The following is a 26390-nucleotide window of genomic DNA, read 5'->3' as shown; positions in this document are numbered from 1 at the left end:
TGCCGTGGACGGGGACGGCCGGTTTCTTCGCCACGGAATCCGGATTTTGCACTATCCTCTCGCCATGTCCGACGTTCCCTCGCCGCATCGCCTGCTCGCCTGGTACGACCGCGACCGCAGGGTCCTGCCCTGGCGGGCGCCGCCGGGCGAGGCCGCCGACCCCTATCGGGTGTGGCTGTCCGAGGTGATGTTGCAGCAGACCACGGTGGCGGCGGTGCTGCCCTATTTCCAGGCCTTCGTCGGCCGCTGGCCCAGCGTCGAGGCGCTGGCGGCGGCGCCGGTGGAGGATGTCATGCAGGCCTGGGCCGGACTGGGCTACTACGCCCGCGCCCGCAATCTGCACCAGTGCGCCAGGACGGTGGCGGAGTGGCGTCACGGCCGCTTTCCCGCCGACGAGGCCGGGTTGCGGCAACTGCCCGGCATCGGCGAGTACACCGCCGCCGCCATCGCCGCCATTGCCTTCGGACGCCCCGCCGTGGTGATGGACGGCAACGTCGAGCGGGTGATGGCGCGGCTGTACGCCGTGACCGATCCGCCGCCCCGGGCCAAGCCCACCCTTAAGGCGCTGGCCGCCGCCCTCACCCCTTCGGACCGGCCGGGCGATTATGCCCAGGCGGTGATGGATCTGGGCGCGACCATCTGCACCCCCCGCAAACCCGCTTGCGGCATCTGTCCGTGGATGGAATCCTGCCAGGCCCGGCGGGCGGGGATCGAGGCCGACCTGCCGGCCCGCGCCGCCAAGCCGGAACGCCCCACCCGTCGCGGCATCGCCTTTTGGACCGTTTCGCGCGCCGGCGAGGTGCTGTTGCGCCGGCGGCCGCCCAAGGGCCTTCTGGGCGGGATGATGGAGGTGCCCGGCACCGAGTGGCGGGATGAGCCCTGGTCGCTGGCCGATGCCGGGGCCGAGGCGCCGCTGCCCCGGTCGGCCCTGCTGGCCGACTGGCGCCTGCTGCCGGGGGGCGTGCGCCACACCTTCACCCATTTCCATCTGGAACTGACGGTGGCGACCGCCCGGGCCACGGCGGGGGCGGCGGCGCGGGGGTCGTGGTGTCCGCTGGACCGGCTGGTCGAGCAGGCCCTGCCCACCCTGATGCGCAAGGTGGTCAGCCATGCCCTGGCCAAGGGTTATTGAGAATGGAGTTTCCATGAAGCCGCTTGTCGTTTTCGCCGTCCTGGCCCCGCTTGTCCTCCCCGATGCCGCCCTGGCCCAGATGCGGCCGCAGCCGCGCCAGCAGCCATCGTCCCAGGGGGCGGCCCCTTCGGCCGAGATCACCGAGCGGCTGGTGCTGACGCCGCCGGCCGGATGGCAGATTCAGGGCAACAGCGTCGGACAGGTCACCATCACCCGCCAGATGTTTCCGCCGGGCCAGACCAGCGAGACCTGGACCGAGATGATGTCCGTCCAGGTGATCGCCGATTCCAAGGCGGCGGCCCGCGACTTCATCCAGGGCATCATCGAGACCAGCCGGACCAATTGCGAGGCGTCCGGCCCCAGTCCGGTCACCGAGGGGCTGACCAACGGCTATCCGGTCTCGACCCTGACCGTGACCTGCACCAAGGGGCGCAAGAGCGGCCATGGCGGCCTGGTGGCGGTCAAGGCCATTCGCGGCAAGGCGGCCTTGTACGTGATCCAGCGGGTCTGGCGGGGGCCGGCGTTCGGCCGTAACGAGCCGGCTCCGATTCCCGATTCCATGCTGCACGAATGGTCGGGCTTCCTGCGGGGGGTCTCGGTCTGCGATCCGGCCCAGCCCGCCCACCCCTGCCCGAACGGAACGCCATGAGACTGCGCGCCCCCTCGACCTTCGATCAGGCGCGCGGCCGTGGGCCGTCGGCCGACTGGACGACGCTTCGCACCCTGTTTCCCTATCTGTGGCCGCCGGGCCAGCCCGCCTTGCGGGCGCGGGTCGCCATCGCCATGGTCCTGCTGGTGGCGGCCAAGGGCGTCGGAATCGGTATCCCGCTGCTTTACAAGCAGGCGGTGGACGCCCTGACCGTCCGGCCCGACATGGCGATGGCGGTGCCGGTGGCGATCCTGCTGGCCTATGGCCTGGCCCGCATCCTGTCGGGCACCTTCGCCGAACTGCGCGACATCGTTTTCGTCAAGGTGGCGCAAAGCGCCATCCGCACGGTGGGGCTGGGGGTGTTTCGCCATCTGCACCGGCTGGGGCTGCGCTTTCACCTCGACCGCCAGACCGGCGGCGTGTCCAGGGCGATCGAGCGCGGCACCAAGGGCATCGAGTTCCTGTTGAACTTCATGCTGTTCAACATCCTGCCGACCCTGCTGGAAATCGCCCTGGTCACGGCGGTTCTGTGGGGGCTTTACGACATCAGCTTCGCCCTGATCACGGCGGCGACCATCGCCGTCTACGTGCTGTACACCCTGGCGGTCACCGAATGGCGGACCAAGTTCCGCCGCGCCATGAACGAGACCGATTCCGAGGCATCGACCAAGGCCATCGATTCGCTGCTGAACTTCGAGACGGTAAAGTACTTCTGCAACGAGGACCACGAGGCTGGCCGCTACGACAAGGCCCTGGCCCGCTACGAGGAAGCCGCCACCAAGAGCAAGGTCACCTTGTCCATGCTCAACATCGGCCAGGGCGCCATCATCGCGATCGGCCTGACCCTGGTGATGATCCAGGCGGCCAGGGGGGTGGTGGCCGGAACCATGACGCTGGGCGATTTCGTGCTGGTGAACGCCTATCTGATCCAGCTTTACATGCCGCTCAACTTCCTGGGCTTCGTCTACCGCGAGATCAAGCAATCGCTGACCGACATGGAATCCATGTTCCGCCTGCTGCGCGAGAACGCCGAGATCGAGGATTCCGCCGATGCCCGGCCGCTGGAGGTCCGGGGTGGCGAGGTCCGTTTCGATGCCGTCAGCTTCGGCTACGATCCCGACCGCCAGATTCTGGCCGGCGTCGGCTTCACCGTGCCGGCCGGGCGGACCCTGGCCATCGTCGGCCCGTCGGGGGCGGGCAAGAGCACCATCTCGCGGCTGCTGTTCCGCTTCTACGACGTGGGCGACGGCATCATCGCCATCGATGGCCAGGATATTCGCGACGTCACCCAGGCGAGCTTGCGCGCCGCCATCGGCATCGTTCCGCAAGACACCGTGCTGTTCAACGATTCCATCCGCTACAACATCGCCTATGGCCGCCCCGGAGCGACCCAGGACGAGATCGAGGAGGCCGCCCGGCTGGCCCGCATCCACGATTTCGTGGCGTCGCTGCCCCAGGGCTACGACACCAGGGTGGGCGAGCGCGGACTGAAGCTGTCGGGCGGCGAAAAGCAGCGCGTCGCCATCGCGCGGACCATCTTGAAGCGCCCCGCCATCCTGATCTTCGACGAGGCGACCAGCGCGCTGGACACCCATACCGAAAAGGAAATCCAGGTGTCGCTGCGCGAGGTCTCGAAGGACCGCACCACCCTGATCGTGGCGCACCGCTTGTCCACCGTGGTCGACGCCGACGAGATCGTGGTGCTGGAACAGGGCCGGGTGGTCGAGCGCGGCCGCCACGCCCAGTTGCTGGCCGCCGGCGGCCGCTATGCCGCCATGTGGCGCAAGCAGCAGGAAGCCGCCCTGCTGGAGGAGCGGCTGGCCGGGGAACTGGCCTGATGCGAAGAGGGGGGATGGGGCGAGTGACCGGAATCGAACCGGCGACATCCAGTACCACAAACTGGCGCTCTAACCAACTGAGCTACACCCGCCACCGGAGGCCGCATGTTTAGCGAAGTCCGACGGGGGCCGTCAAGAGCGGAAGTGGCGTTCCAGCCGCTCGATCGCCATATCGATGGCCGCGTCGGTCTTGGCGAAGCAAAATCGGGCGAAATGGGCGACATCGCGGCCCTGGTAGAAGGCGCTGACCGGGATGGCGGCGACGCCGGCCCGCTCGGTGATCAGGCGGCAGAATTCCTCGTCGTCGCCGGCGAAGCCCAGCGGGCGGAAATCGGCCGAGATGAAATAGCTGCCGCCGGTCTCCAGCACCCGGAATCCCACCCGTTCCAGGCCGGCGGCCAGATGGTCGCGCCGCGCCTGAAGCAGACGGGTCAGCCCCTGGTAGTAGCCGTCGTCCAGTCCCAGGCCGAAGGCCACCGCCGCCTGTAGGTTGGGGGGCGTGGTGAAGGTGAGGTACTGGTGCGCCTTGGCCACCGGCTGAAGCAATGCCGGCGCGGCGATCACCCAGCCCACCTTCCAGCCGGTCAGCGAGAAGATCTTGCCGGCCGAGCCGATCTTGAGGCAGCGGTCCCGCATGCCGGGCAGGGTGATCAGCGGAACATGGCGGCGGTCGTCGTAGACCAGGTGCTCGTAGACCTCGTCGCAGACCGCGTAGGCGTCGAAACGCTCCAGCAGGCCGGCCAGGAAGGAAAGGTCGTCGGCGCTCCACACCTTGCCGGCCGGGTTCATGGGGGTGTTGAGGACGATCAGCTTGGTGCGTTCGGAAAACGCCGCCGCCAGCGCCTCGCGCGGCAGGTCCCAGTGGGGCGGCTCGACCCGCACCAGTTTGGGGATGCCGCCGGCCCGGCGGATGATGGGCAGATAGGAATCGTAGAGCGGCTCGATCAGCACCACCTCGTCGCCGGGCTCGATCAGGCCGAACAGGCAGGACGCCAGCGCCTCGGTGGCGCCGGACGTCACCATCACCTCGGCCATGGGGTCGAGGTCCAGGCCGTAGAACCGCCGGTCGTGGGCGGCGATGGCCTGGCGCAGTTCGGGGGTGCCCATCATGGAGGGATACTGGTTGGGGCCATTGGTCACCGCCTCGGCGGCCTTGGCGATCACCCCGGCGGGTTCCAGCCCCTCGGGGAAGCCCTGGCCCAGATTGACGGCGCCATGGGCCTGGGCCAGACGCGACATGGTCTCGAAGATGGTGGTGCCGAACGACGACAGGATGGAATTGGCGGGTTTCATCTGTTCCATCTCCCAACGGCCTCGCCCTTCGAGACGGCCGCTTCGCAGCCTCCTCAGGATGAGGCCGGACCTGTTTTCCTCATCCTGAGGAGGCTGCGAAGCGGCCGTCTCGAAGGATGCCCTACTCCGCCGCCTTCTTGGGCTTCGCCTTGGGCTTGGCCGGGGCCTTCTTCGCCGGGGCCTTCTTGGCCGGCGCGGCCTTGGCGGCGGTCTTCCGCGCCGGCTTGGCCGGTCCCCTGGCGGCCTTGGCCTTGATCAGCGCCACCGCCTCGTCCAGGGTGATGGTCTCCAGCGAGGAATCCTTGGGCAGGGTGGCGTGGACGCCGTTGCTGGACGCATAGGGGCCGTACTTGCCCTCGTGCAGGGTCACCGGCTTGCCGTCGTGCTCGCCCAGGGTCTTGAGCGGCCCGGCGGCGCCCTTGCCCCCCTTGGGCTGGGCCAGCAGCTCGACGGCGCGGTTCATGCCGATGGTCAGCACGTCGTCGCCCTTGGCCAGCGACTTGTAGCCGCCGTCATACATCAGGTAGGGGCCGAACTTGCCGACGCCCGCCTTGATCATCAGCCCGGTCTCGGGGTGCGGGCCGACCTCGCGGGGCAGCGCCAGCAGCCGGCAGGCGACGTCAAGGGTGACGTCGGCCGCCTCCAGCCCCCGGAACAGCGACACCCGCTTGGGCTTGGGCGCCTTGGGCGCCTTCGGCTTGGCCGGCTTCTTGCCCTTGGCCGGGGGGGCGGGCTCGGGCGCCGGCTCGGCCTTCAGGGTGCTCTCGTCGCCCAACTGGACGTAATAGCCGTAAGGTCCCTTGCGCAAGCTGACCGGCAGGCCGCTCGCCGGGTCGCTGCCCAATTCCTTGGGACCTTCGCGGACCTCGTCGTCGCCGGCGCTCTCGCCGCTGGTCAGCGGGCGGGTGAAGCGGCATTCGGGATAGGCCGAGCAACCGATGAAGGCGCCGAACTTGCCCAGCTTCAGCGACAGCCGGCCGGCCGAGCAGGTGGGGCAGACGCGGGGGTCGTGGCCCGAGCCGTCGTCGGGGAAGAAATGCGGCCCCAGCAACTGGTCGAGCGCGTCCAGCACCTGGGTGACGCGCAGGTCCCGGGTCTCGTCCACCGAGCCGGAGAACGCCTTCCAGAACTGCTCCAGCACCGCTTTCCAGTCGATGCGGCCGCCGGAGATGTCGTCCAGCTGGTTCTCCAGCTCGGCGGTGAAGTTGTATTCCACATAGCGGCCGAAGAAGCTTTCCAGGAAGGCGGTGACCAGCCGGCCGCGATCCTCGGGGATGAAGCGGCGGCTGTCGAGGCGGACGTAATTGCGGTCCTGGAGCACCGTCAGGATCGAGGCATAGGTGGAGGGCCGGCCGATGCCCAGTTCCTCCATGCGCTTGACCAGGCTGGCCTCGGAAAAGCGGGGCGGCGGCTGGGTGAAATGCTGGTCGGCCTTCAGGCCCTTGCGGACCATGTCGTCCTTCTCGGCGACGTCGGGCAGCAGCTTTTCCGCGTCCTCGCCCTCGGCGTCGTCGCGGTCTTCCTGATAGACCTTCATGAAGCCGTCGAACACCACCACCGAGCCGGTGGCGCGGAAGGTGATCTGGCGGTCGGCGCTGGCGATGTCCACCGCCACCTGATCCAGTTCGGCCGAGGCCATCTGGCTGGCCAGGGTGCGCTTCCAGATCAGTTCGTAGAGGCGGAGCTGGTCCTTGTCGAGATAGCGGGCGACGTCGTCCGGCTTGCGGGCCAGATCGGTGGGACGGATGGCCTCGTGCGCCTCTTGGGCGTTCTTGGCCTTGGTCTTGTAGAGGCGCGGCGCCTCGGGCACGTAGGCCTTGCCGAATTCATCGCCGATCACCTCGCGGGCCCGGGCGATGGCCTCGGCCGCCATCTGGACGCCGTCGGTTCGCATATAGGTGATCAGACCGACGGTCTCGCCGCCGATATCGACGCCCTCGTACAGGCGCTGGGCCAGTTGCATGGTCCGCTGGGCGCCGAAATAGAGCTTGCGGCTGGCTTCCTGCTGCAATGTCGAGGTGGTGAAGGGCGGATAGGGATTGCGCCTCGCCCGCTTGCGCTCGACCTTGGCGACGGAATAGGCGGCGGCGGCGGCCTTCTTCTCGGCCTCGCGGGCGGCGGCCTCGTCGGGCAGGTCGAACTTGTCGAGCTTGCGGCCGTCCAGATGGGTCAGCGCCGCGCCCAGGACGGCGCCCTTGGGGGTCTTGAACTCGGCGGCGATGGTCCAGTATTCCTGGGTGCGGAACGCCTCGATCTCGGATTCGCGCTCGCAGATCAGGCGCAGCGCCACCGACTGGACCCGGCCGGCCGAGCGCGAGCCCGGCAGCTTGCGCCACAGCACCGGCGACAGGGTGAAGCCCACCAGATAGTCGAGCGCCCGGCGCGCCAGATAGGCGTCCACCAGCGGCTGGTCGATGTCGCGGGGATGGCGCATGGCGTCCAGCACGGCGGTCTTGGTGATCTCGTGGAACACCACCCGCTTGACCTCGACCCCCTTCAGCGCCTTGCGACTTTCCAGCACGCTGCGGACATGCCACGAGATGGCCTCGCCCTCGCGATCCGGGTCGGTGGCGAGGTACAGCCCCTCGGCTCCCTTGACCGCGGCGGCGATGTCCTTGATGTGGCGTTCGGACTTGGGATCGGTCTCCCAGTCCATGGCGAAGCCCTCGTCGGGGCGGACCGAGCCGTCCTTGGGCGGCAGGTCGCGGATGTGGCCAAACGAGGCCAGCACCTGGAAATCGCTGCCCAGGTACTTGTTGATGGTCTTGGCCTTGGCGGGAGACTCGACGACGACGACTTTCATCTGTGCCCTAACACGCTCGTAAGGCCCCGGACTCAGCCGACCAGCAGCGAAACCCGGTTGCCGGGGTGGCGGTCCAGACGGCCGGCCAGTTCAAGTTCCAGCAGAACCCAGGACACCACGGAGGGTGACAATTGGCATTGGCGGATGATTTCGTCAACACTCACCGCTGACGGCCCCAGCAGTTCCAGGATGTCGGATCGCGCCCGCCCGGCCTCGGCATCGTCGGGAACGCCGCCGGACAGACCGCGGAAACCGGCCCTGCGGCCTTCCGACAGCGGCCGGCGCAGCAGGTCCGACAGCACGTTCAGAATATCGTCGGCATTCTCGGTCAGGGTGGCGCCATGGCGGATCAGGTCGTTGGGGCCGGCGGCCCTGGGGTCCAGCGGCGAGCCCGGCACCGCGAACACCTCGCGCCCCTGGTCGGCGGCGAAGCGGGCAGTGATCAGCGAGCCGGAACGGGCGTTGGCCTCCACCACCACCACGCCCAGCGCCAGGCCGGAGACGATGCGGTTGCGGCGGGGAAAATGACTGGCCTGGGGCTGGGTTCCCGGCGGCATCTCGGACACCACCGCGCCCGCCTGGATGATCTCTCGCCACAGCCCCTCGTTCTCGGGGGGATAGACCACGTCGGCCCCGCCGGCCATCACCGCGACCGTGCCCGAGGCCAGTGCCCCCTGATGCGCCGCCGTGTCTATGCCGCGCGCCAGGCCGCTGGCCACCGCCAGGCCGGCGCGGCCCAGGTCGGCGGCCAGCTTGCGGGCAAGGTTGCGGCCGTTGAGCGAGGCGTTGCGGGCGCCGACCATGGCCGCCATCGGCCGGCCCAGCACCGAGACGTCGCCCAGCACGCCCAGCAGCGGCGGCGCGTCCTCGGTGGCGGCCAGCCAGCGCGGATAGGCGGGCTCGACGGTGGCGAGATAGCGGATGCCGGCCCGCTCCGCCATGGACAGCTCGCGCTCGGCGTCGGCCCTGGAACAGACGGTGATGGCCCGGCGCAGGCCGCCGCGTCGGGCGAGATCGGGCAGGGCGGCCAGGGCGGCGCCGGCCGAGCCGAACCGCTCCAGCAGCCGGTTGAAGGTGCGCGGCCCCACGTTCTCGCTGCGGATCAGTCGCAGCCAGTCCAGCCGTTCGGTAGCGGAAAGCGTCCTCGACCCCTCGTCCATCGCGGGCAGGATGCCGGACCCGGCCGGCATGGTCAAGAATGCCGGACGGCTTCGGCCAGGACGACGCGAAGTTCGGGAACGCAAGATCCGCAATTGGTGCCGGCCTTCAGCAGGGTGCCGATCTCGGCCACGCTGGTCAGGCGATGGTCGCGGATGGCGGTCCGGATGGCGGCCAGCCCGACGCCGAAGCAGGAACAGATGGTCTTGTCGCGGCCGCGATCGCCGCCGGGCGGGGCGCCCGCCACCAGGGTGGCGCGTTCGTCGCCGTCGATGGCGGCGTGGCCGAAGGCTTGCGCCACCCAGTCGGGCGAGAAATCGGTGGCCCAGCGAAAGATGAACAGGACGCCCTCCAGCCGGCCATCCACCAGCCGGGCGGCGCGGTAGTGGCCGCGATGGGGGTCGAGGAACTCGATCCATTCGCCGTCCCCACCCAGCCAGGAGCGGGCGGTGGACGGCCAGTCCTCGCCGGTCTCGCCGGCCAGCCGCCACACCGAATGATGCCGGCCCGCCGCCCGCGCCCAGTAGATGTCGCGGGGCAGGCCGACCGAATCGCGCCCCAGCAGCACGCCATGCCAGGCTGCGGTGAACGGTTCCACCCGCACCGGGGCGTGCTTCAGTTCGGGCTGGCCTGACACCGGGTCGGTGGCGGCGTCCATCAGGCCGCCCACCACCGCGTTCGAGGCGGTGCGGTCGGTCCAGTGGATGGGGGCGAACACCTCGCCGGGCCGCTGGCCGCCGTCTAGGACCACCCGGAACACGCCGTTGGACCTGATCCCCGACACCCTCGCCAGGCCGTTGTCGGCGAGGCCGAGGCGGGCGGCGTCGTCGGGATGCACCGACAGGGTCGGCTCGGGGGCGTGGGCGGCCAGGATGGGGGAACGGCCGGTCCGGGTCATGGTGTGCCACTGGTCGCGGGAACGGCCGGTATTCAGGATCAGCGGAAAATCGGGAGATGGCTGGAGAGCCGGCGGCCGGGGAGCGATCTCCACCTGCCGGGCGTTGCCGTCGGCGTGGAAGAAGCGACCGTCGCCGAACAGCCGCTCCGTTCCCTCGCCCGGCGCGCGCACCGGCCACTGGATCGGCTCCAGAGTCCGGTAATCGGCCGCGATCAGGCCGGCGAGGTCGAGGTCGCGGGTTCCACCGTTCTCGAAGGCGGTGAGGCGGCAATGCTCGGCGAAGATGTCGGCCGGCGAGGAATAGGCGAACGAGCCGGCGAACCCCATCCGTCCGGCCACCTCGGAGATGATCCGCCAATCGGCCCTGGCCTCGCCGGGGGGCGGCAGGAACGGCCGCTGGCGCGAGATGCGCCGTTCGGAATTGGTGACGGTGCCGTCCTTCTCGCCCCAGGCCAGCGCCGGCAGCCGCACATGCGCCAGCCGGGTGGTGTCGGTGTCGGCCTCGCAATCGGACACCACCACGAACGGGCAGGTCATTATCGCCTTGCGCACCAGATCGGCCTCGGGCAGGCTGACCGCCGGATTGGTCGCCATCACCCACAGCGCCTTGATGCGGCCGTCGGCGACGGCGCCAAACAGGTCAACCGCCTTCAGGCCCGGCTTGGCCGCCATGTTGGGCGCGCCCCAGAACCGTCCGACCCGGTCGATGGAGCCATCGTCGAAGCCCATGTGGGCGGCCAGCATGTTGGCCAGCCCGCCGACCTCGCGTCCGCCCATGGCGTTGGGCTGGCCGGTCAGCGACAGCGGCCCCATGCCGGGACGGCCGATGCGTCCGGTTTCCAGGTGGCAGTTGATGATGGCGTCCACCTTGTCGGTGCCCGACGACGACTGGTTGATGCCCTGGGACCACAGGGTCACCACCTTCTCGGTCGAGGCGAACCAGTCGAAGAAGGTGACGACCCGCTCCAGCGCGACGCCGCATTCCACCTCGGCTTCCTCGCCCTTGAGATAGGCCAGCAGGCCGGTGAACAGCACCGCGTCCGAGCCGGGGCGGATGGCCAGGTGCAGGTCGGCGCATTCGGCGGTGGCGGTGCGGCGGGGGTCGATCACCACGATGCGCAAATCGGGTCGGCGGGTCTTTTCCGCCAGCAGCCGCTGGAAGATCACCGGGTGGCACCACGCTGCGTTGGAGCCGACCAGCACCACCAGATCGGCCAGTTCAATGTCGTCGTAGCAGCCCGGCACGGTATCGGAGCCGAAGGCGCGGATATGGCCGGCGACGGTGGACGACATACACAGCCGGGAATTGGTGTCGATGTTGGCCGAGCCGATGAAGCCCTTCATCAGCTTGTTGGCGACGTAGTAATCCTCGGTCAGCAACTGGCCCGAGACGTAGAAGGCGACGCTGTCGGGGCCGTGCTCGGCGATGGCGGCGCCGAAGCCATCGGCCACCCGGTCCAGCGCGGTGCCCCAGTCGGTCCGCGCCCCGCCGACCATGGGATGCAGCAGCCGTCCGTCCAGGGCGATGGTTTCGGCCAGGGCCGAGCCCTTGACGCACAGCCGGCCCCGGTTGGCGGGGTGGTCGGGATCGCCCTTGATGGACCAGCCGTCCTCGGTGGCCCGCGCGATCACGCCGCAGCCGACGCCGCAATAGGGGCAGGTGGTGTGGATGGAGGTCATGAGGGTGTCTCCACTTTGGTCCCATCCTTCGAGACGGCCCGTCCGGGCCTCCTCAGGATGAGGATGTCTGGATGCCTCACCCTGAGGAGCGAAGCGTCTCGAAGGGCGAGGCCGCTTCCCTCCGCGCTATCCATGCGCCACCTTGAGGCCGGCCTTCAGTTCCAGCCACACCTGCCCATCGGCGATCCGGGCCGCCACCGGGCGGGTGCAGCCTTCGTCGGGGGCGGTGGCCTCGCCGGTCGCCAGATCGATGGTCCAGTTGTGCAGCGGGCAGACCACCACCTTGCCGGACACGATGCCTTCCGACAGCGGCCCGCCCTTGTGGGGGCAGCGGTTGAACAGGGCAAAGACCTCGTCGTCGCTGGTGCGGAACACCGCCACCTGCCCCTGACTGGTTTCCACCGTGCGGGCGCCGAGGCGGGGAATGTCCGCCAGCAGGCCGATCCTGATCCAATCCTGCATGGTCATCACTCCACCTCGGCCAGGGATTTGAACTCGTGGGCGTCGATCCCCTGGACCCGTTCGGCCCACGGATCGATCTGGGCGTATTTCTGGGAATGGATGAAGCGGGCGAAGGCGGCGCGGCGGCCGGCCTCGTCGTCGACGATGCGCTTTCTGATGGCGTCGACGCCGATGCGCTCGACCCAGGGGGCGGTGCGCTCCAGATAGCGGGCCTCTTCCCGGTAGATCTGGAGGAAGGCGCCGGCGTATTCCAGCACCTCGTCCTCGGTGGCGACCCGGCACAACGGATCGGTGCCGCGCAGCTCGATGCCGCCGTTGCCGCCGACGACGATGTCGTAGCCGGCCTCGACGCAGATGATGCCGATGTCCTTGATGGTGGCCTCGGCGCAGTTGCGCGGGCAGCCCGACACCGCCAGCTTGACCTTGTGCGGCGTCCACGACCCCCACATCAGCTTTTCCAGCCGGATGCCGAGACCGGTGGAATCCTGGGTGCCGAACCGGCACCATTCCGAACCGACGCAGGTCTTGACGGTGCGCAAGCCCTTGGCATAGGCGTGGCCCGACACCATGCCGGCCTTGTTGAGGTCGGCCCACACGGCGGGAAGCTGCTCCTTCCTGACCCCCAGCAGGTCGATGCGCTGGCCGCCGGTGACCTTGACGGTGGGAATCTTGTGCTTGTCGGCGACGTCGGCGATGGCGCGCAGTTCGGCCGGCGTGGTGACGCCGCCCCACATGCGTGGCACCACCGAATAGGTGCCGTCCTTCTGGATGTTGGCGTGGACCCGCTCGTTGATGAACCGGCTCTGGCCGTGATCGACGTATTCGGCCGGCCAGGCGCACAGCAGGTAGTAGTTCAGCGCCGGCCGGCACTTGGCGCAGCCGTCCTTGCTCCGCCAGCCCAGCGACTGGCGCACCGCCTCCATGGACTTGAGCCCCTGGGCGACGATGGCGTGGCGCACCTCGTCATGGGACAGGTCGGCGCAGCCGCACAGGCCGGCGGCCTTGGCCTCGACCGCCTCGCCGGTGACATGGGCCAGGATCGCCTGGACCACCGGCGAGCACTGGCCGCAGGACGAGCCCGCCTTGGTATGGGCCTTGACCTCGTCCAGGCTGGTCAGGCCCTTCTCGGTGATGGCCTTGACGATGGTGCCCTTGGAGACGCCGTTGCAGCCGCAGACCTGGGTGTCGTCGGCCATGGCAGCGACGTCGACGCCCTTGCCCCTGGCCGACACGTCGGCATAGGCCCGGCCGAAGATCATGCGGTCGCGGATAGTGGCGACGTCGGCCTTTTCCCGCATCAACTGGAAGTACCAGGCGCCGTCGGCGACGTCGCCGTACATGACGGCGCCCACCACCTTGTCGTCCCTCAGCACCAGCTTCTTGTAGATGCCCCTGGCGGAATCCCGGTAGACCAGTTCCTGGTCGGCTTCGTCCTGGGCCGCCAGCTGGCCGGCCGAGAACACGTCGATGCCGGTGATCTTGAGCCGGGTGGACAGGGCCGGCGTCACATAGACGGAATCGTCGCGGCCGGCAAGGCTGGCGGCGCAGACCTTGGCCTGCTCCCAGATCGGCGCCACCAGGCCAAACACCTGGCCGCGATGCTCGACGCATTCGCCGACGCCGTAGATGGCGGGATCGGACGCGCGCATGTCGTCGCCGACCACGATGCCGCGATTGACTTCCAGGCCGGCCTTCCTGGCCAGATCGATGTTGGGGCGGATGCCGATGGCCAGCACCACCAGATCGGCGGGAATGACGCGGCCGTCGGCGAGACGGACCTGTTCCACATGGCCGGCGCCCTCGATCTCCTCGGTCTGGCCGCCGGTGAAGAAGTGCAGGCCGCGCTCGGTCAAATCCTTTTGCAGCAGCCCGCCGGCCTCGACGTCGAGCTGACGCTCCATCAGGGTGGACATCAGGTGGACCACCGCCACCTGCATGCCGCGCCGCCTCAGGCCCCAGGCGGCTTCCAGCCCCAGCAGGCCGCCGCCGATCACCACGGCGCGGGTCTTGGCGCCGGCGGCGGCGATCATCTTGTCGACGTCGGCGATGTCGCGGAAGGCGCAGGTGCCGGGCAGATCCAGCCCCGGAATCGGCGGCGCCAGCGGCTTGGAGCCGGTGGCCAGCAGCAGCCGGTCATAGGGCGTCACCAGTCCGGAGGCGGCGGTCACCGTCCGGGCCGCCGGATCGATGGACAGCACCGGATTGCCGGCGTGCAGCGTGATGTTGTTGTCGTCGTACCAGGCGAGGGGATTGATGACGATGTCGTCGATCTCCTTCTCGCCCGCCAGCACCGAGGACAGCATGATGCGGTTGTAGTTGGGATGGGGCTCGGCGCCGAACACGGTGATGTCGTAGCGGGCGGGCGCGATGGCCAGCAGCTCCTCGACGGTACGCATGCCGGCCATGCCGTTGCCGATGACGACCAGTTTCTGGCGGGGAACAGCGTTCATGGCGGGACTCCTTTACGACGCCTTCCTGGCGTGGACGCCGGTTTCGTATTCGTCGAGGAAGTTCAGCACCTCGGCGCGGTATTCGTAGTAGCGGGGATGGTCCAGCAGGGCGCGCCGCGTGCGCGGCCGGGGAATGTCCACATGCAGGATCTTGCCGATGCGGGCGTTGGGGCCGTTGGTCATCATCACCACCCGGTCGGCCATCAGGATCGCCTCGTCGACGTCGTGGGTGACGCAGATGGCGGTGACCTGGGTCCTGGCCCACACCTCCATCAGCACTTCCTGCAATTCCCAGCGGGTCAGCGAGTCCAGCATGCCGAACGGCTCGTCCAGCAGCAGCAGCTTGGGGCTGAGCGCGAAGGCCCGGGCGATGCCGACCCTTTGCCGCATGCCGTTGGACATCTCGGACGCCTTCTTGTCCATGGAATCGGCGAGACCGACCCGTTCCAGGTAATAGGCGACCACGTCGTGGCGTTCGGCCGGGCTGGCGTGGGGATAGACGCGGTCGACGCCGAGCGCCACGTTCTGGATCGCGGTCAGCCAGGGGAACAGCGAGGGGGCCTGGAACACCACGGCGCGGTCGGGGCCGGCGTCGGTGACCTCGCGGCCGTCCAGGATGACGCCGCCCTCGGACACGCCGGTCAGGCCGGCGGTCATGGTGAGAACGGTGGACTTGCCGCAGCCGGAATGGCCGATCAGCGAGATGAACTCGCCCTTCCTCATCTTGAGGTCGAAGCCATCCACCACGGTCAGCGGCCCCTTGGGGGTGGGGTAGATCTTCTTGATTTGCGAGAATTCGACGTAGCGGTCGGGATTGTTGACCCGGCCGGCCTCGCGCCAGGCCTTGGGCGGGCCGCCGATATTGATCGGCACCACCTGGGGCAGGACGCGGCCGTCGCCGTCGGCGGCGGCGTTGCGGCCAAGCCCCGCCGCCATCAGGTATTCGGTGATCTCGGAGCGCAGGCGCTTGAAGTCGCGGTCGTGGTTGACGGCGGCGCGGTCACGCGGACGCTTCAGGTCCACCTTGAAGCTTGGCCCCAAGGTGGCGCCTTCCGGTCCGCCCGCCGACCCCGGATCGAGCGGAATGATGCGGTCCGCCAGCAGCAACGCCTCGTCGACGTCGTTGGTGATGAGGACGACGGTTTTCTTCTCCTGCTGCCAGATCGCCTCGATCTCGTCTTGCAGCTTGGCCCGGGTCAGGGCGTCCAGCGCCGACAGCGGTTCGTCCAGCAGCAAGATGTCGGGGCTCATGGCGAGGGCGCGGGCGACGGCGACGCGCTGGCGCATGCCGCCCGACAGTTCCGCCGGCCGGCGGTCGGCGGCGTGGGACAGGCCGACCATGCCGATATACCTGGCGGCCCTGGCGCGGCGGTCCTGCCTGGGGGCGCCGGCCATGACCGCGTCCACCGCCAGGGCGACATTGCCTTCCACCGTCAGCCACGGCATCAGCGAATAGCTCTGGAACACCACGCCGCGGTCGGCGCCGGGGCCGGTGACGGCCTTGCCGCGTAGGGTGACGCTGCCGGCATCGGGCTTGATCAGCCCGGCCATCAGCGAGACCAGCGTGGTCTTGCCCGTGCCGGAGAAGCCGAGGATGGCGATGAACTCGCCCTCCTCGATGGCAAGGTCGATGTCGCGCAGAACCGTGGTGTCACCGTAGCTCTTGCCGACGCCCGAAAGTTCGAGGAATGCCATGATCGGTCCTCCCTCAGCGGGTGGCGGAGTGGGTGAACATGGCCTGCATCGCCATCATCACCCGATCCAGCAGGAAGCCGATCAGGCCGATGGTCAGCACGGCGACCATGATCTTGGCCAGCGACTGCGACGAGCCGTTCTGGAACTCGTCCCACACGAACTTGCCGAGGCCGGGATTCTGGGCCAGCATCTCGGCGGCGATCAGCACCATCCAGCCCACCCCCAGGGACAGCCGCATGCCGGTAAAGATGAACGGCAGCGCCGAGGGCAGCACCAGCTTGCGGATGGTGGTGGTCATGGGCAGGTTCAGCACCCGGCCGACATTGACCAGATCCTTGTCGATGGAGGCGACACCGATGGCGGTGTTGATCAGGGTCGTCCACAGCGAGCACAGCGTCACCGTGATGGCGGAATTCAGGAACGCCTTCTCGAACATGGGATCGGCCGAGACATAGGTGGCCGACACCACCATGGTGACGATGGGCAGCCAGGCCAGCGGCGACACCGGCTTGAAGATCTGGATCAGCGGGTTCAGCGCCGAGTTCACCACCTTGGACAGGCCGCACATGACGCCCAGCGGCACCGCCACCACGGTGGCGATGACGAAGCCCATGAACACCGTTTTCAGGCTGGTCGCGATCTGGTCGAGATAGGTGGGCTTGCCGGTGAACCTGCGGGATTTGACCTCGCCGCCCTCGGCCTTGACCTCGGCGTTGCGCTTGGCCTGGCGCTCGTGGAACGCCGCCTCCTTGGCGCGCTCGGCCCGGTGATCGGCCATCAGGTTGCCGACCTGCTCCCAGACCTCGACCGGGCCGGGAACGGCGCCCAGCGAGGTCTGGACCTTGGGGGCCAGGGCGCCCCAGGCCAGCAGGAACAAGACGATGGCCGCCACCGGCACGCCCAGCTGGCGCCACAGATCGGCCAGTTGCCGGCGCGGCGCGTCGAGGGCGATCAGCCTGCACAGCGGTATCACCCAGCCGAGGCCGGCGACGGGGAGGATGGCCGCCGCACGGGTCAGGATGTAGCCAAGGGAGACGGCCGTCCTGCCCGCCCTGGGGGTCGCGGCGACCGCGGTCTGGGTGATGCTGTTCATGACTTCGTCCTCTTGTTCAGTCGCGTCTTTTTTCAGTCATGGCGGCCGTCCCGGCCGCTTTTCGGGGCCTTAGTTGCCGGCGACCTTGTTGTTCTCGACCTTCTGGCCGCCCTTGAGGCCGATGGCGAAGGACTTCAGGTAGTCGTTGGGCTTGCGGCCGTCGTAGCTGACGCCGTCGATGAACTCGCTGGTGGGGGCGCGGAAGCCGTCGCTGTCCCAGGGGATTTCGGCCTTGGCGATCTTGCCTTCGTCGGCCAACGCCTTGGCGGCCTTCAGGTAGATGTCGGGCCTGTAGACGCTCTTGGCGGTCTCCAGGTACCAGGCGTCGGGCTTGGCTTCGGCGATCTGGCCCCAGCGGCGCATCTGGGTCAGGTACCAGATGGCGTCGGAATAGAAGGGGTAGGTGGCGAAGTGGCGGTAGAACACGTTGAAGTCGGGCACGGCGCGCTTGTCGCCCTTCTCGTATTCGAAGGTGCCGGTCATGGAATTGGCGATCACCTTGGCGTCGGCGCCGACATATTCCGGCTTGGCCAGGATTCTCACCGCCTCGGCGCGGTTGGCGTTGTTGTTCTCGTCCAGCCACTTGCCGGCGCGAATCAGCGCCTTGACCATGGCGACGTGGGTGTTGGGATGCTTCTCGGCCCAGGAATTGTTGACGCCCAGCACCTTCTCGGGATTGTTCTTCCAGATTTCGTAATCGGTGATCACCGGCACGCCGATGCCCTTGAATACGGCGGCCTGGTTCCAGGGCTCGCCGACCGAATAGCCCGAGATGGTGCCGGCCTCCAGGGTGGCGGGCATCTGCGGCGGCGGCGTCACCGACAGCAGCGCGTCGGCGCCGATCTGGCCCTGGATGTTCTCGGGCGAGTAATAGCCGGGATTGATGCCGCCCGAGGCCAGCCAGTAGCGCAGCTCGTAATTATGGGTCGAGACCGGGAAGACCATGCCCATGTTGAAGCTTTTGCCCTGGGCCTTGAAGGACTCGATCACCTTCTTCAGGGAATCGGCCTTGATGGGATGGACCGGCTTGCCGTCCGGCCCCTTGGGCAGGTGCGGCTTCATCAGGTCCCACACCTCGTTGGAGACGGTGATGCCGTTGCCGTTCAGGTCCATGGAGAAGGCGGTGACGACGTGGGTCTTGGTGCCGTAGCCGATGGTGGCGCCCAGCGGCTGGCCGGCCAGCATGTGGGCGCCGTCCAGCTCGCCCGAGATCACCCGGTCCAGCAGCACCTTCCAGTTGGCCTGCGGCTCCAGGGTGACGAACAGGCCCTCGTCCTCGAAGAAGCCCTTTTCCTTGGCGATGGCCAGCGGCGCCATGTCGGTCAGCTTGATGAAGCCCAGCTTCAACTCGTCCTTCTCCAGCGCCGGGGCGGCCTCGGCCGATTGGGCGGCTCCGGCCAGCAGGGCGGCCGCGACCAGCAGGCCCATCGCGTTCTTGCGGCGGCCGGGCATGGGGCGGGTCATCGGGGGCTGTTCAATCGCGAATTCGGTCATCATCATTCCCTCGTCTGGTAAGCGCCGTTGCAATGCAGCATCAAGCAACCGCCGTGCCAGACCCGACAGGCCGGATTCCGCTGGGTCCCCGGCTTATCAAGGCGATCAAATGCCTATTTAATAGGCTAGCGACTATTGATGCCTAAGTTATGTGCAATTGCCTGGCCGTGACATGCGGCCGGGTTTGCACTAGCCTTGAGCGGGACCCGATCACGAGGGAGAGACGCCATGCCCCCCTATCTGCCGGCGCTTGCGGGACTGGTGGCGCTGCTGGTGGCCGGGGCGGCCGAGGCCGCCGGCAAGAAGGAAGGCTCGGGCGAGAGCGGCGGCAGCGCGGTGGCCCCCATCGCCTCCGGCCATGCCGGCCCGCGCGAACTGTTCATTCCCACCGATCAGGCCAGCGACAGCATCGGCAACGTCGCCGTCACCGCCACCATGATGGCCGGGGCCGGCGCCGGGAAATGCCGGATGAACTTCATCGTCAACAACTATTCCACCGCCGCCATCGCCATGGGGGCGCTGGCCTCCGCCCTCAACGACAAGGACGAGGTGACCGACAACTGGGTGATTTCAATCGGCTCGCTGGCCGTCGGCGGCCAGACCACCCGGCTGTTCTCGTGCGCGCTGGGCGCCGTCCAGCTGCGCCTCGTTCCCACCGGCGAGTTCGGCTGGCCGCCGCTCAAATGCGCCAAGGGCGAGCAGGAGCCCGAGTCCTGTCCGCTGGGGCTCAGCCTCAAGTCGAATCTGCCGCTGGTCGAGAAGAAGTAGCGCCGCGCTTTACCGGCCGGTCGCGGCAGGGTAATTAGAAGGCAATCAGTCGCGTGGCGGGACCTGTTTCCCCAACCCGCCCCGTTTTTCCAGGCCAACAGGTCCAATGATCGTCGAACGCCGCGTCATCGTGTTTCCCAGGGCGGACTTTCTTGACGCCATGCGGCGCTATGGCGAGCGGATCGGCAAGCACCTGCCCGACACCGCCCCCGACCTGCTCAGCTTCGACCCGTCCCAGGACATCGCGCTCACCATCCGTTTTCCCGCGATCTTCGCCGGCGGCTCGGCCAAGGATTTCGTGTTCAGCCGCGACGATGTCGGCCAGGCCCTGACCATCTATTGCCGCGAGCACCGGGTGCCGCTGCCCAAGAGCGCCGAGAAGCAGATCGAGAAGTTCAAGGACGGCGCGGCGCTGACCATGCTGATCGGCAGCAGCGGGCTTCAGGTGATGATCATCGACGACCAGGAGGTGATGCGCTCCATCATCAAGAAGCTGCTGGCCAAGACCAGTCCCGCCCAGATCTTCGAGGCCGGCGACGGCGTCAAGGCGCTGGAGATGCTGCGTTCGGGCGATGTCGATCCCGACGTCATCATCTGCGACCTGCACATGGACAACATGAACGGCATCGAATTCCTGCGCACGCTCCGGGCCGACAAGGGCAACGTCAACAGCCGCAAGCCGGTCCTGATCCTGACCGGCGACAAGTCGGAACAGGCCCACGAGATCACCCGCCAGGTGGGGGCCTCCAAGGTCTTGACCAAGCCCATCGGCGCCGACGAACTGATCCGCCAGATCAATCTGGTGCGGGGACATTTCGAAACCGGCCGCTGAGGCCGGATTGAGGGAGGGCGTATCATGGGCCTCTTCCGGTTCTGCCGCCTTGCCCTTGGCAGCTTCTCCATCCTGATCGGGCGGTTCCCGGTCTTCCTGCGCCTGTCCTGGGTGTGCATGGCGGTCAGCCTGATCAGCGCCGGCGTGTCCGAGCGGCATGCCGTCGCCGCCGGAATCGTCGACCTGCTGGCGCGGGGCGTCTTCGTGGTGGCGTGGCTGCGGCTGGTGGCGCTGGACGAGAATCCGCCGGGCCCGGCCTTTTTCCGGCTTGGCCGCCGCGAGCTTCTCGCCGCCTTCGGCTGGATGATGGCCGAGATGTTCGTCGTCATGCCGGCCCAGGTGGTCGCCGCCTCCATCGCCATGGCGACCGGAACCAGCCTCCAGGACGCCATCATGCTGACGCTGGGCCTGTCGCATCTGCTGCTGGGGGTGGTCTTCCTGCTGCCGGCCGAGGCGGCGCTGGAAAAGGTCACCGGCACCATCAGCTGGCGCCTGCCCGATCTGGTGATCCGGGGCGGCCTTGCCGTCAGCATCGCCGTATTCCTGGCCTGGCTGCCGATCAACCTGCTGATGGACGGGGTTCGGGCCCTGCCGGACCAGCCGGTCCTCCAGACGGTGGCGCTGACCCTGGCGCGCTATCTGGGGCTGGCGCTGACGGCCGGCACCGTGGCGCTGATCTGGAACGCCCTGGGAGCCGAGGGCGAGGGCGGCGGCGGGTAGCCCGGCACGGCAAGTCCTTGGCAGGGGGGACTCTCTTCCCCATTATAGTCTGCACGGTACGCATTCAGCGGAAAGGCCTGCGGCATGGAGGTCGGGCGGCAGCCGGACGACGGGGGAGACGGGGCCGCGGGCGGGGTTTCCATCCTGCTGTCGGTCACCGTCCTGCTTCTGGGGCTGTTCATCACCTGGCTGGGATGGCGCGACGCCGAGAACGAGGCGATGGCCGAGGCCGAATCCCGCTTCGCGGTCGCGGTCGCCGAGAACCGCGAGCGCATCTTGTCGCGCATGGTCAATTACGAGCAGATCCTGCGGGGGGGCGTCGCCCTGTTCGGGGCCTCCGAGGCGGTGACCCGCGGCGAGTGGAAGAGCTTCATCGACGGCATGCAGGTCAACCGGCTGTTTCCCGGCATCCAGGGCGTGGGCTGGAGCGTTCTGCTCGGCCCAGGCCAGATGGAGAGGCACCACCGTTCGGTCCGCGCCGAGGGCTTTCCCGATTATGCGATCCATCCCGCCGGCGACCGCGATCCGTACTCGTCCATCCTCTACCTGGAACCGTTCTCGGGCGCCAATCTGCGGGCGTTCGGCTACGACATGTATTCCGAGGCGGTGCGGCGCGCCGCCATGGACATGGCCCGCGACACCGGCCTGCCCAGCCTGTCGGGCAAGGTCGTCCTGGTCCAGGAGGCCGAGGGCGAATACCAGGCCGGCACCTTGATGTACCTGCCGGTCTATGTCGGAGGGGTGTCGCCCTCGACCGTCGCGGAACGCCGCGCCGCCATCCGGGGCTTCGTCTTCGCCCCCTTTCGCATGAACGACCTGATGAACGGCATCCTGGGCCGCGAGTTCGACCTGATCGCCCTGCGCATCTTCGACGGCGCCGAGGCCGGCAAGGGCGCGCTGATGTTCGATTCCCACCGCGGAGCCAGCTCCGGGACGGTGCGAGGCGATTTCCGGCAGGTCGAGACCGTCGAGATCGCCAATCATCGCTGGACCCTGGAATTCAGCGGCACCAGCCGGTTTTCCCGGACGGCGGCCGGCGCCGACGCCCGTTTCATCCTGATCGCGGGCGGCCTCATCAGCGTGCTGCTGTTCGTCGTGCTTCAGTCCCTTGCCCGGTCGCGGCTTCGGGCGATCGATCTCGCCCGCCGCATGACCAGGGTCGTGGTCGCCAGCGAAGCGCGCACCCGGGCCATCGTCGACAATGTCGTCGATGCCCTGATCACCATCGACGAGCGGGGAATCGTCCAGTGGTATACCCCGTCGGCCGAGCGGACCTTCGGCTGGACCGCCGGCGAGGTGGTCGGCCGCAACGTCAGCATGCTGATGCCCGAGCCCTATCGGAGCGGTCACGACGGCTATGTCGAGCGGTTCCGCCGCACCGGCCAGGCCAAGGTGATCGGCATCGGCCGTGAGGTGGTGGGCTTGCGCAAGGATGGCACCGTCTTTCCCATGGAACTGGGGGTGTCCGAGATGATGGTGGAGGGCAAGCGTCTCTTCACCGGCATCGTTCGCGACATCACCGCCCGCCGTCTGGCCGAGGCCAACCAGAAACTGGCGGCCAGCGTGTTTCACAACACCTCCGAGGGCATCATCATCACCGATGTCGAGGGCACCATCCTGGCGGTGAATCCGGCCTTCACCGACATCACCGGCTTTGCCGCCGACGAGGCGCTGGGGCGGACGCCGCGCATCTTGAAATCCGATCACCATGACCACGCCTTCTACGACGCCATGTGGCGGGCCATCGTCGAATCCGGCCACTGGCAGGGCGAGATATGGAACCGCCGCAAGACCGGCGAGGCCTTTTTGGAACGCCAGACCATCAACATGATCCGTGGCGACGACGGGCGGCCGTACCGCTTCGTCGCCGTGTTCAGCGACATCACCGAGATGCACCGCAAGGACGAACGTATCCGCCACCTCGCCTTTCACGATGCCCTCACCGGCCTGGCCAACCGCTCGCTGCTGATGGACCGCATCCACCATGCCCTGGCGGTGGCCCAGCGCGAACGGCGCCGCATGGCGGTGCTGTTCCTCGACCTGGACGGGTTCAAGGTGGTCAACGACACCTTGGGCCACGACATCGGCGACCAGGTGCTGCGCGGCGTCGCCAGCCGCCTTCAGGGGCTGTTGCGCGATACCGACACGGTGGCCCGGCTGGGCGGCGACGAATTCGTCATCCTGCTGGACAATCCTGCCGACCCGGCCGAGGTGGTCCATGTGGCCGAGCGGGTCATCGCCATCATCAACCAGCCCCTGGCGTTCGGCGAGCATTCGGCGCGGGTGGGAACCTCGATCGGCATCGCCCTTTACCCCGATCACGGCGACGACGGCGAAACCCTGCTGAAGGGCGCGGACGCGGCCATGTATGCCGCCAAGACCGGCGGCAAGAACGCCTATCGCCTGTGCGCGGAGGCGGCGCCCGGCGGCAATTGAACGACGAATTGCTTTTCAGGGCGAAACGCCTCGTACTATGCTTCGATGGATTCGGCAGCGGGGGGGAACCGTGCGGAAACAGACACGACCGGGCGACGCGCGGCCCTCGATCCGGAACCGCGCGCCAGCGTTCCCGGGCCTCCGCCCATGAGTCCGGTCCGCTATTTCCGGGTCAGCCTGGTGTTCGGCGGTTTCGCCGGCATCGCCCTGGCCCTGGCGTTGCTGGCCCTGATCCCCCATTTCGCCGAGGGTGTGGCGCCGCCGGCCTGGCTGGTGGGGATGGTCCTGGTGGCGGCGTGGCTGTCGCTGATCGCCCTGCACGAGGTGGTGCGCGGCCATCTCGAAAAGCTCCGCCTGCTGGGGTCCGGCCTGGAGGCGGCGGCGCTGGGGCAGCTGTTCCCCCAGGCCATCGCGGAACGGTTCGACACCGACCGGGGGCCGCTGGGGGAAATGGCGCGGCTGATCGGCGGTCTCGCCGAAACCCGTCATCGCCAGTCGGCGAAGCCGGACCAGCGGCTGGCGGTGGTTCTTCGCGCCCTTCACGACGGCGTGGTGGTGATGACCGAAAGCGGTCTGGTCAGCCTGATCAACGGTCCGGCCAAGGCCCTGCTGGGCGGCGACCACGCCACCATCGGCGGTTCCATCTACGCCGCCGTCGACCGCGACAGCCTGCTGGCCGCGGTGCAGCGGGCCAGCCGGTCCGAGGGCAAGCCGGTGGATGCCGACCTCGCCTTGCTGGACGGTTCGCACCATGCAGTGCGGGTCCTTGACCTGGGCGAGCATCGCGGCTCGGTCATCACCTTCTCGGCCACCGGACCGGCCGCCGGCAGCGAGGTGGAACTGGCGCTGGACCTGCACGACCACCCGCCGCCGGCCCCGCCGCCGGTGGATGCCACCTTGCTGTCGGAACTGCCGTCGCTGGTGCTCGACACCGAGACCACCGGCCTCAACGCCGCCCGCGACGCCATCGTCTCGGTCGGGGCGGTGCGCTGCCACGGCAACCGCATCTACCGCTCGACCGTCCTCGACCTGCTGGTGGACCCGGGGCGGCGCATTCCGGCCCGCGCCACCGCGGTTCACGGCATCGACGACGCCATGGTCGCCGGCAAGCCCGGGATCGACCGGGTCCTGCCCGAGATTCTGGCGATGATGGCCGGAACCGTCCTGGTCGGCCATAATATCGGCTTCGATCTGGCGCTGCTCCAGAATGCCGCCCGGGTCACCGGTCATGCCTGGACTCCGCCGCCCCGGCTTGACATCCTGCTGCTGGCGGCCGCCCTCTCTCCGGACGAGGCGGCGCTGGAGATCGACGATCAGGCCGGCCGCATGGGCATCAACGTCAGCGGCCGCCATACCGCGCTGGGGGACAGCCTGGTGACCGCCGAGATATGGGTGCGCCTGATCCCGCAACTGGAACGCCGGGGCATCCGCACCCTGGGCGAGGCCCGCGCCTTCTCGCGGCAGGCGCGGGAACAGATCAAGCGCCACCAGGAAATGGGCTGGGACGAGGACAGTCAGATGGGGGATCGCCGATGACCGAGGAATCGACGCTGGAGAAGATCGACAGTTTCGCCTACCGCCACCGGGTCGCCGAGGTGATGGGGACGCCGCTGGTCACCGCGCGTCCCGGCACCACCGTGGCCGAGGCTGCCCGCACCATGAGCACCAAGGGGATCAGTTCGCTGGTGGTGGCCGACGAGCACGGCCGGCCGGTCGGAATCCTGACCGAGCGCGACGTGCTGAAGGCGGTGGCCGCCCATCGCCGCGATGCGGCCGACGTGCCGCTGGGGACCATCATGTCCAGTCCGGTCGCCACCATCCGCAGCGATGCCTTCGCCTATGTGGCCATGGGCCGCATGGACCGGCTGAAGCTGCGCCATCTGGTGGCGGTGGACGAGCGCGGCATCGGCATCGGCGCCGTCACCCTGCGCGGGTTGATGCACATGCGCTCGTCCTATGCCCTGCTGGTCGGCGACGAGGTCGAATCCGCCAATTCCGCCGAGGAGATGCTGGCGGCCAAGCAGAAGCTTCCCCGTCTGGCGGCCGAGCTGATGGCCGAGCGGGTCGAGCCGCTGGGGGTGGCGGCGGTGACCAGTTCTGTGCTGCGCGCCATGACCGAGCGGGCGGCCCGGCTGGCCGAGCGCGCCATGATCGAGCGCGGCTGGGGCGAGGCGCCGGCCCGCTGGTGCCTGCTGCTGCTGGGGTCCGGCGGCCGGCGGGAAAGCCTGTTCGGTTCCGATCAGGACAACGCCATCGTCCATGCCGGCGGCCGCGACGACGATCCCTGGTTCGCCGAGATGGGCAAGCGCATATGCGACACCCTGGACGCGGCGGGAATTCCGTTCTGCACCGGCGGGGTCATGGCCTGCAACGCCGACTGGCGCCACACCGTCGCCGGCTGGGAAGACCGCATCCAGCACTGGATCAAGGAGGCCGACGGCAAGGAATTGCTGAACGTCCACATCTTCGTCGATTTCCGCCCGGTCTACGGCGACATCGACCTGGCGGACGGATTGCGGGCCTTCTTCAGCGAGCAGGCCGCCCGCTCTCCCCGCTTCCTTCACGCCATGGCCCAGGCGGCCGGCGACATCCGGGCGCCCATCGGGGTTCTGGGCCAGTTCATCACCAAGGACGGGCGGCTGGACCTCAAGATGTCGGGGTTGCTGCCGCTGACCTCGGCGGCGCGCATCCTGGCGATGAAGCATCGCGTCCTGGCCACCGGCACCGGCGACCGGCTGCGGCTGCTGGCCGAGGGCGGGCACATGTCGGCCGCCGATGCCGCCTCGTTCCGCGAAAGCCACGGCCTGATGGTCCGCGTCCTGCTGGAACAGCAGCGGGCCGATCTGGCCGATGGCCTGCCCCTGTCCAACCGGATCGACCCCAAGCGGTTGCAGCCGCGCGACCGCGACCGGCTGAAGCAGGCCTTCAAGACCATCAACGCCTTGAACTGGGTGATGCAGAACGCGCTGTCTTCCGTATAGGAGTGCAT

At 68.4% G+C, this 26390-nt stretch carries 18 protein-coding genes and 1 tRNA gene; 9 read left to right on the top strand and 10 right to left on the bottom strand.

The window, feature by feature from the left end:
- Positions 1 to 64: 64 nt before the first annotated feature.
- From mutY to MTBSS4_RS01630, 3 genes are read left to right on the top strand one after another with little or no spacing between them, the layout of a single operon-like run.
- Positions 65 to 1132, top strand: a complete 1068-nt coding sequence (gene mutY / locus MTBSS4_RS01640; protein ID WP_173981751.1) for an A/G-specific adenine glycosylase — start codon at positions 65 to 67, stop codon at positions 1130 to 1132.
- A 13-nt stretch (positions 1133 to 1145) separates the two neighbouring features.
- Entirely contained in the window at positions 1146 to 1781 is a 636-nt protein-coding gene (locus MTBSS4_RS01635; RefSeq protein WP_173981634.1) for a hypothetical protein, read from the top strand.
- A complete protein-coding gene (locus MTBSS4_RS01630) occupies positions 1778 to 3619 on the top strand; it encodes an ABC transporter ATP-binding protein/permease (RefSeq protein ID WP_173981633.1) in 1842 nt (613 codons plus the stop codon). The genes MTBSS4_RS01635 and MTBSS4_RS01630 overlap by 4 nt, the downstream gene beginning before the upstream one ends.
- A 15-nt stretch (positions 3620 to 3634) precedes the next feature.
- Here MTBSS4_RS01630 and MTBSS4_RS01625 read toward each other — a convergent pair.
- The 10 genes from MTBSS4_RS01625 to MTBSS4_RS01580 all read right to left on the bottom strand — a co-directional run bounded on the left by MTBSS4_RS01625 (position 3635) and on the right by MTBSS4_RS01580 (position 18615).
- Positions 3635 to 3711 (bottom strand) — tRNA-His (locus tag MTBSS4_RS01625).
- A 40-nt stretch (positions 3712 to 3751) separates the two neighbouring features.
- Positions 3752 to 4912 (bottom strand): aminotransferase, encoded by a 1161-nt coding sequence (locus tag MTBSS4_RS01620; RefSeq protein ID WP_173981632.1) that lies wholly within the window; start codon positions 4910 to 4912, stop codon positions 3752 to 3754.
- 121 nt (positions 4913 to 5033) lie between these two features.
- Positions 5034 to 7715, bottom strand: coding sequence for a type I DNA topoisomerase (gene topA, locus MTBSS4_RS01615; RefSeq protein ID WP_173981631.1), 2682 nt, complete (start codon positions 7713 to 7715; stop codon positions 5034 to 5036).
- A gap of 32 nt (positions 7716 to 7747) precedes the next feature.
- Complete coding sequence (dprA, locus tag MTBSS4_RS01610; protein ID WP_254432324.1) at positions 7748 to 8905, bottom strand: DNA-processing protein DprA; 1158 nt, start codon at positions 8903 to 8905, stop codon at positions 7748 to 7750.
- Between the two features lie 2 nt (positions 8906 to 8907).
- Entirely contained in the window at positions 8908 to 11451 is a 2544-nt protein-coding gene (locus MTBSS4_RS01605; protein WP_173981630.1) for a nitrate reductase, read from the bottom strand.
- 126 nt (positions 11452 to 11577) lie between these two features.
- Positions 11578 to 11913, bottom strand: a complete 336-nt coding sequence (nirD, locus tag MTBSS4_RS01600) for a nitrite reductase small subunit NirD (protein ID WP_173981749.1) — start codon at positions 11911 to 11913, stop codon at positions 11578 to 11580.
- 5 nt (positions 11914 to 11918) lie between these two features.
- Positions 11919 to 14363, bottom strand: a complete 2445-nt coding sequence (gene nirB, locus MTBSS4_RS01595; RefSeq protein ID WP_173981629.1) for a nitrite reductase large subunit NirB — start codon at positions 14361 to 14363, stop codon at positions 11919 to 11921.
- Between the two features lie 12 nt (positions 14364 to 14375).
- Entirely contained in the window at positions 14376 to 16058 is a 1683-nt protein-coding gene (locus MTBSS4_RS01590) for an ABC transporter ATP-binding protein (RefSeq protein ID WP_173981628.1), read from the bottom strand.
- Positions 16059 to 16071: 13 nt separating this feature from the next.
- The gene (locus MTBSS4_RS01585) at positions 16072 to 17151 is read right to left on the bottom strand and encodes an ABC transporter permease (protein WP_173981627.1); all 1080 of its coding nucleotides are present in this window, start codon (positions 17149 to 17151) and stop codon (positions 16072 to 16074) included.
- Positions 17152 to 17220: 69 nt separating this feature from the next.
- Complete coding sequence (locus MTBSS4_RS01580; RefSeq protein WP_173981626.1) at positions 17221 to 18615, bottom strand: CmpA/NrtA family ABC transporter substrate-binding protein; 1395 nt, start codon at positions 18613 to 18615, stop codon at positions 17221 to 17223.
- 258 nt (positions 18616 to 18873) lie between these two features.
- Between MTBSS4_RS01580 and MTBSS4_RS01575 the strand changes: the two genes are divergently transcribed.
- The 6 genes from MTBSS4_RS01575 to MTBSS4_RS01550 all read left to right on the top strand — a co-directional run bounded on the left by MTBSS4_RS01575 (position 18874) and on the right by MTBSS4_RS01550 (position 26382).
- The gene (locus tag MTBSS4_RS01575) at positions 18874 to 19413 is read left to right on the top strand and encodes a hypothetical protein (protein ID WP_173981625.1); all 540 of its coding nucleotides are present in this window, start codon (positions 18874 to 18876) and stop codon (positions 19411 to 19413) included.
- 106 nt (positions 19414 to 19519) lie between these two features.
- Positions 19520 to 20245 (top strand): response regulator, encoded by a 726-nt coding sequence (locus MTBSS4_RS01570; protein WP_173981624.1) that lies wholly within the window; start codon positions 19520 to 19522, stop codon positions 20243 to 20245.
- 24 nt (positions 20246 to 20269) lie between these two features.
- Positions 20270 to 20965 (top strand): hypothetical protein, encoded by a 696-nt coding sequence (locus MTBSS4_RS01565; RefSeq protein ID WP_173981623.1) that lies wholly within the window; start codon positions 20270 to 20272, stop codon positions 20963 to 20965.
- 84 nt (positions 20966 to 21049) lie between these two features.
- Positions 21050 to 23401: a CHASE domain-containing protein gene (locus MTBSS4_RS01560; protein WP_173981622.1), complete on the top strand. Its 2352-nt coding sequence runs from the start codon at positions 21050 to 21052 to the stop codon at positions 23399 to 23401.
- Positions 23402 to 23548: 147 nt separating this feature from the next.
- The gene (locus MTBSS4_RS01555) at positions 23549 to 24937 is read left to right on the top strand and encodes a 3'-5' exonuclease (RefSeq protein WP_173981621.1); all 1389 of its coding nucleotides are present in this window, start codon (positions 23549 to 23551) and stop codon (positions 24935 to 24937) included.
- A complete protein-coding gene (locus MTBSS4_RS01550) occupies positions 24934 to 26382 on the top strand; it encodes a DUF294 nucleotidyltransferase-like domain-containing protein (RefSeq protein WP_173981620.1) in 1449 nt (482 codons plus the stop codon). Before MTBSS4_RS01555 ends, MTBSS4_RS01550 begins: the two co-directional genes overlap by 4 nt.
- Positions 26383 to 26390: the final 8 nt, after the last annotated feature.

Origin of the sequence: Magnetospirillum sp. SS-4 (assembly GCF_902729425.1) — a bacterium.
Taxonomy (GTDB): domain Bacteria; phylum Pseudomonadota; class Alphaproteobacteria; order Rhodospirillales; family Magnetospirillaceae; genus Phaeospirillum.
The sequence above is the reverse complement of the archived record's forward strand: the minus strand, read 5'-3'. Positions and strand labels throughout refer to the sequence as shown.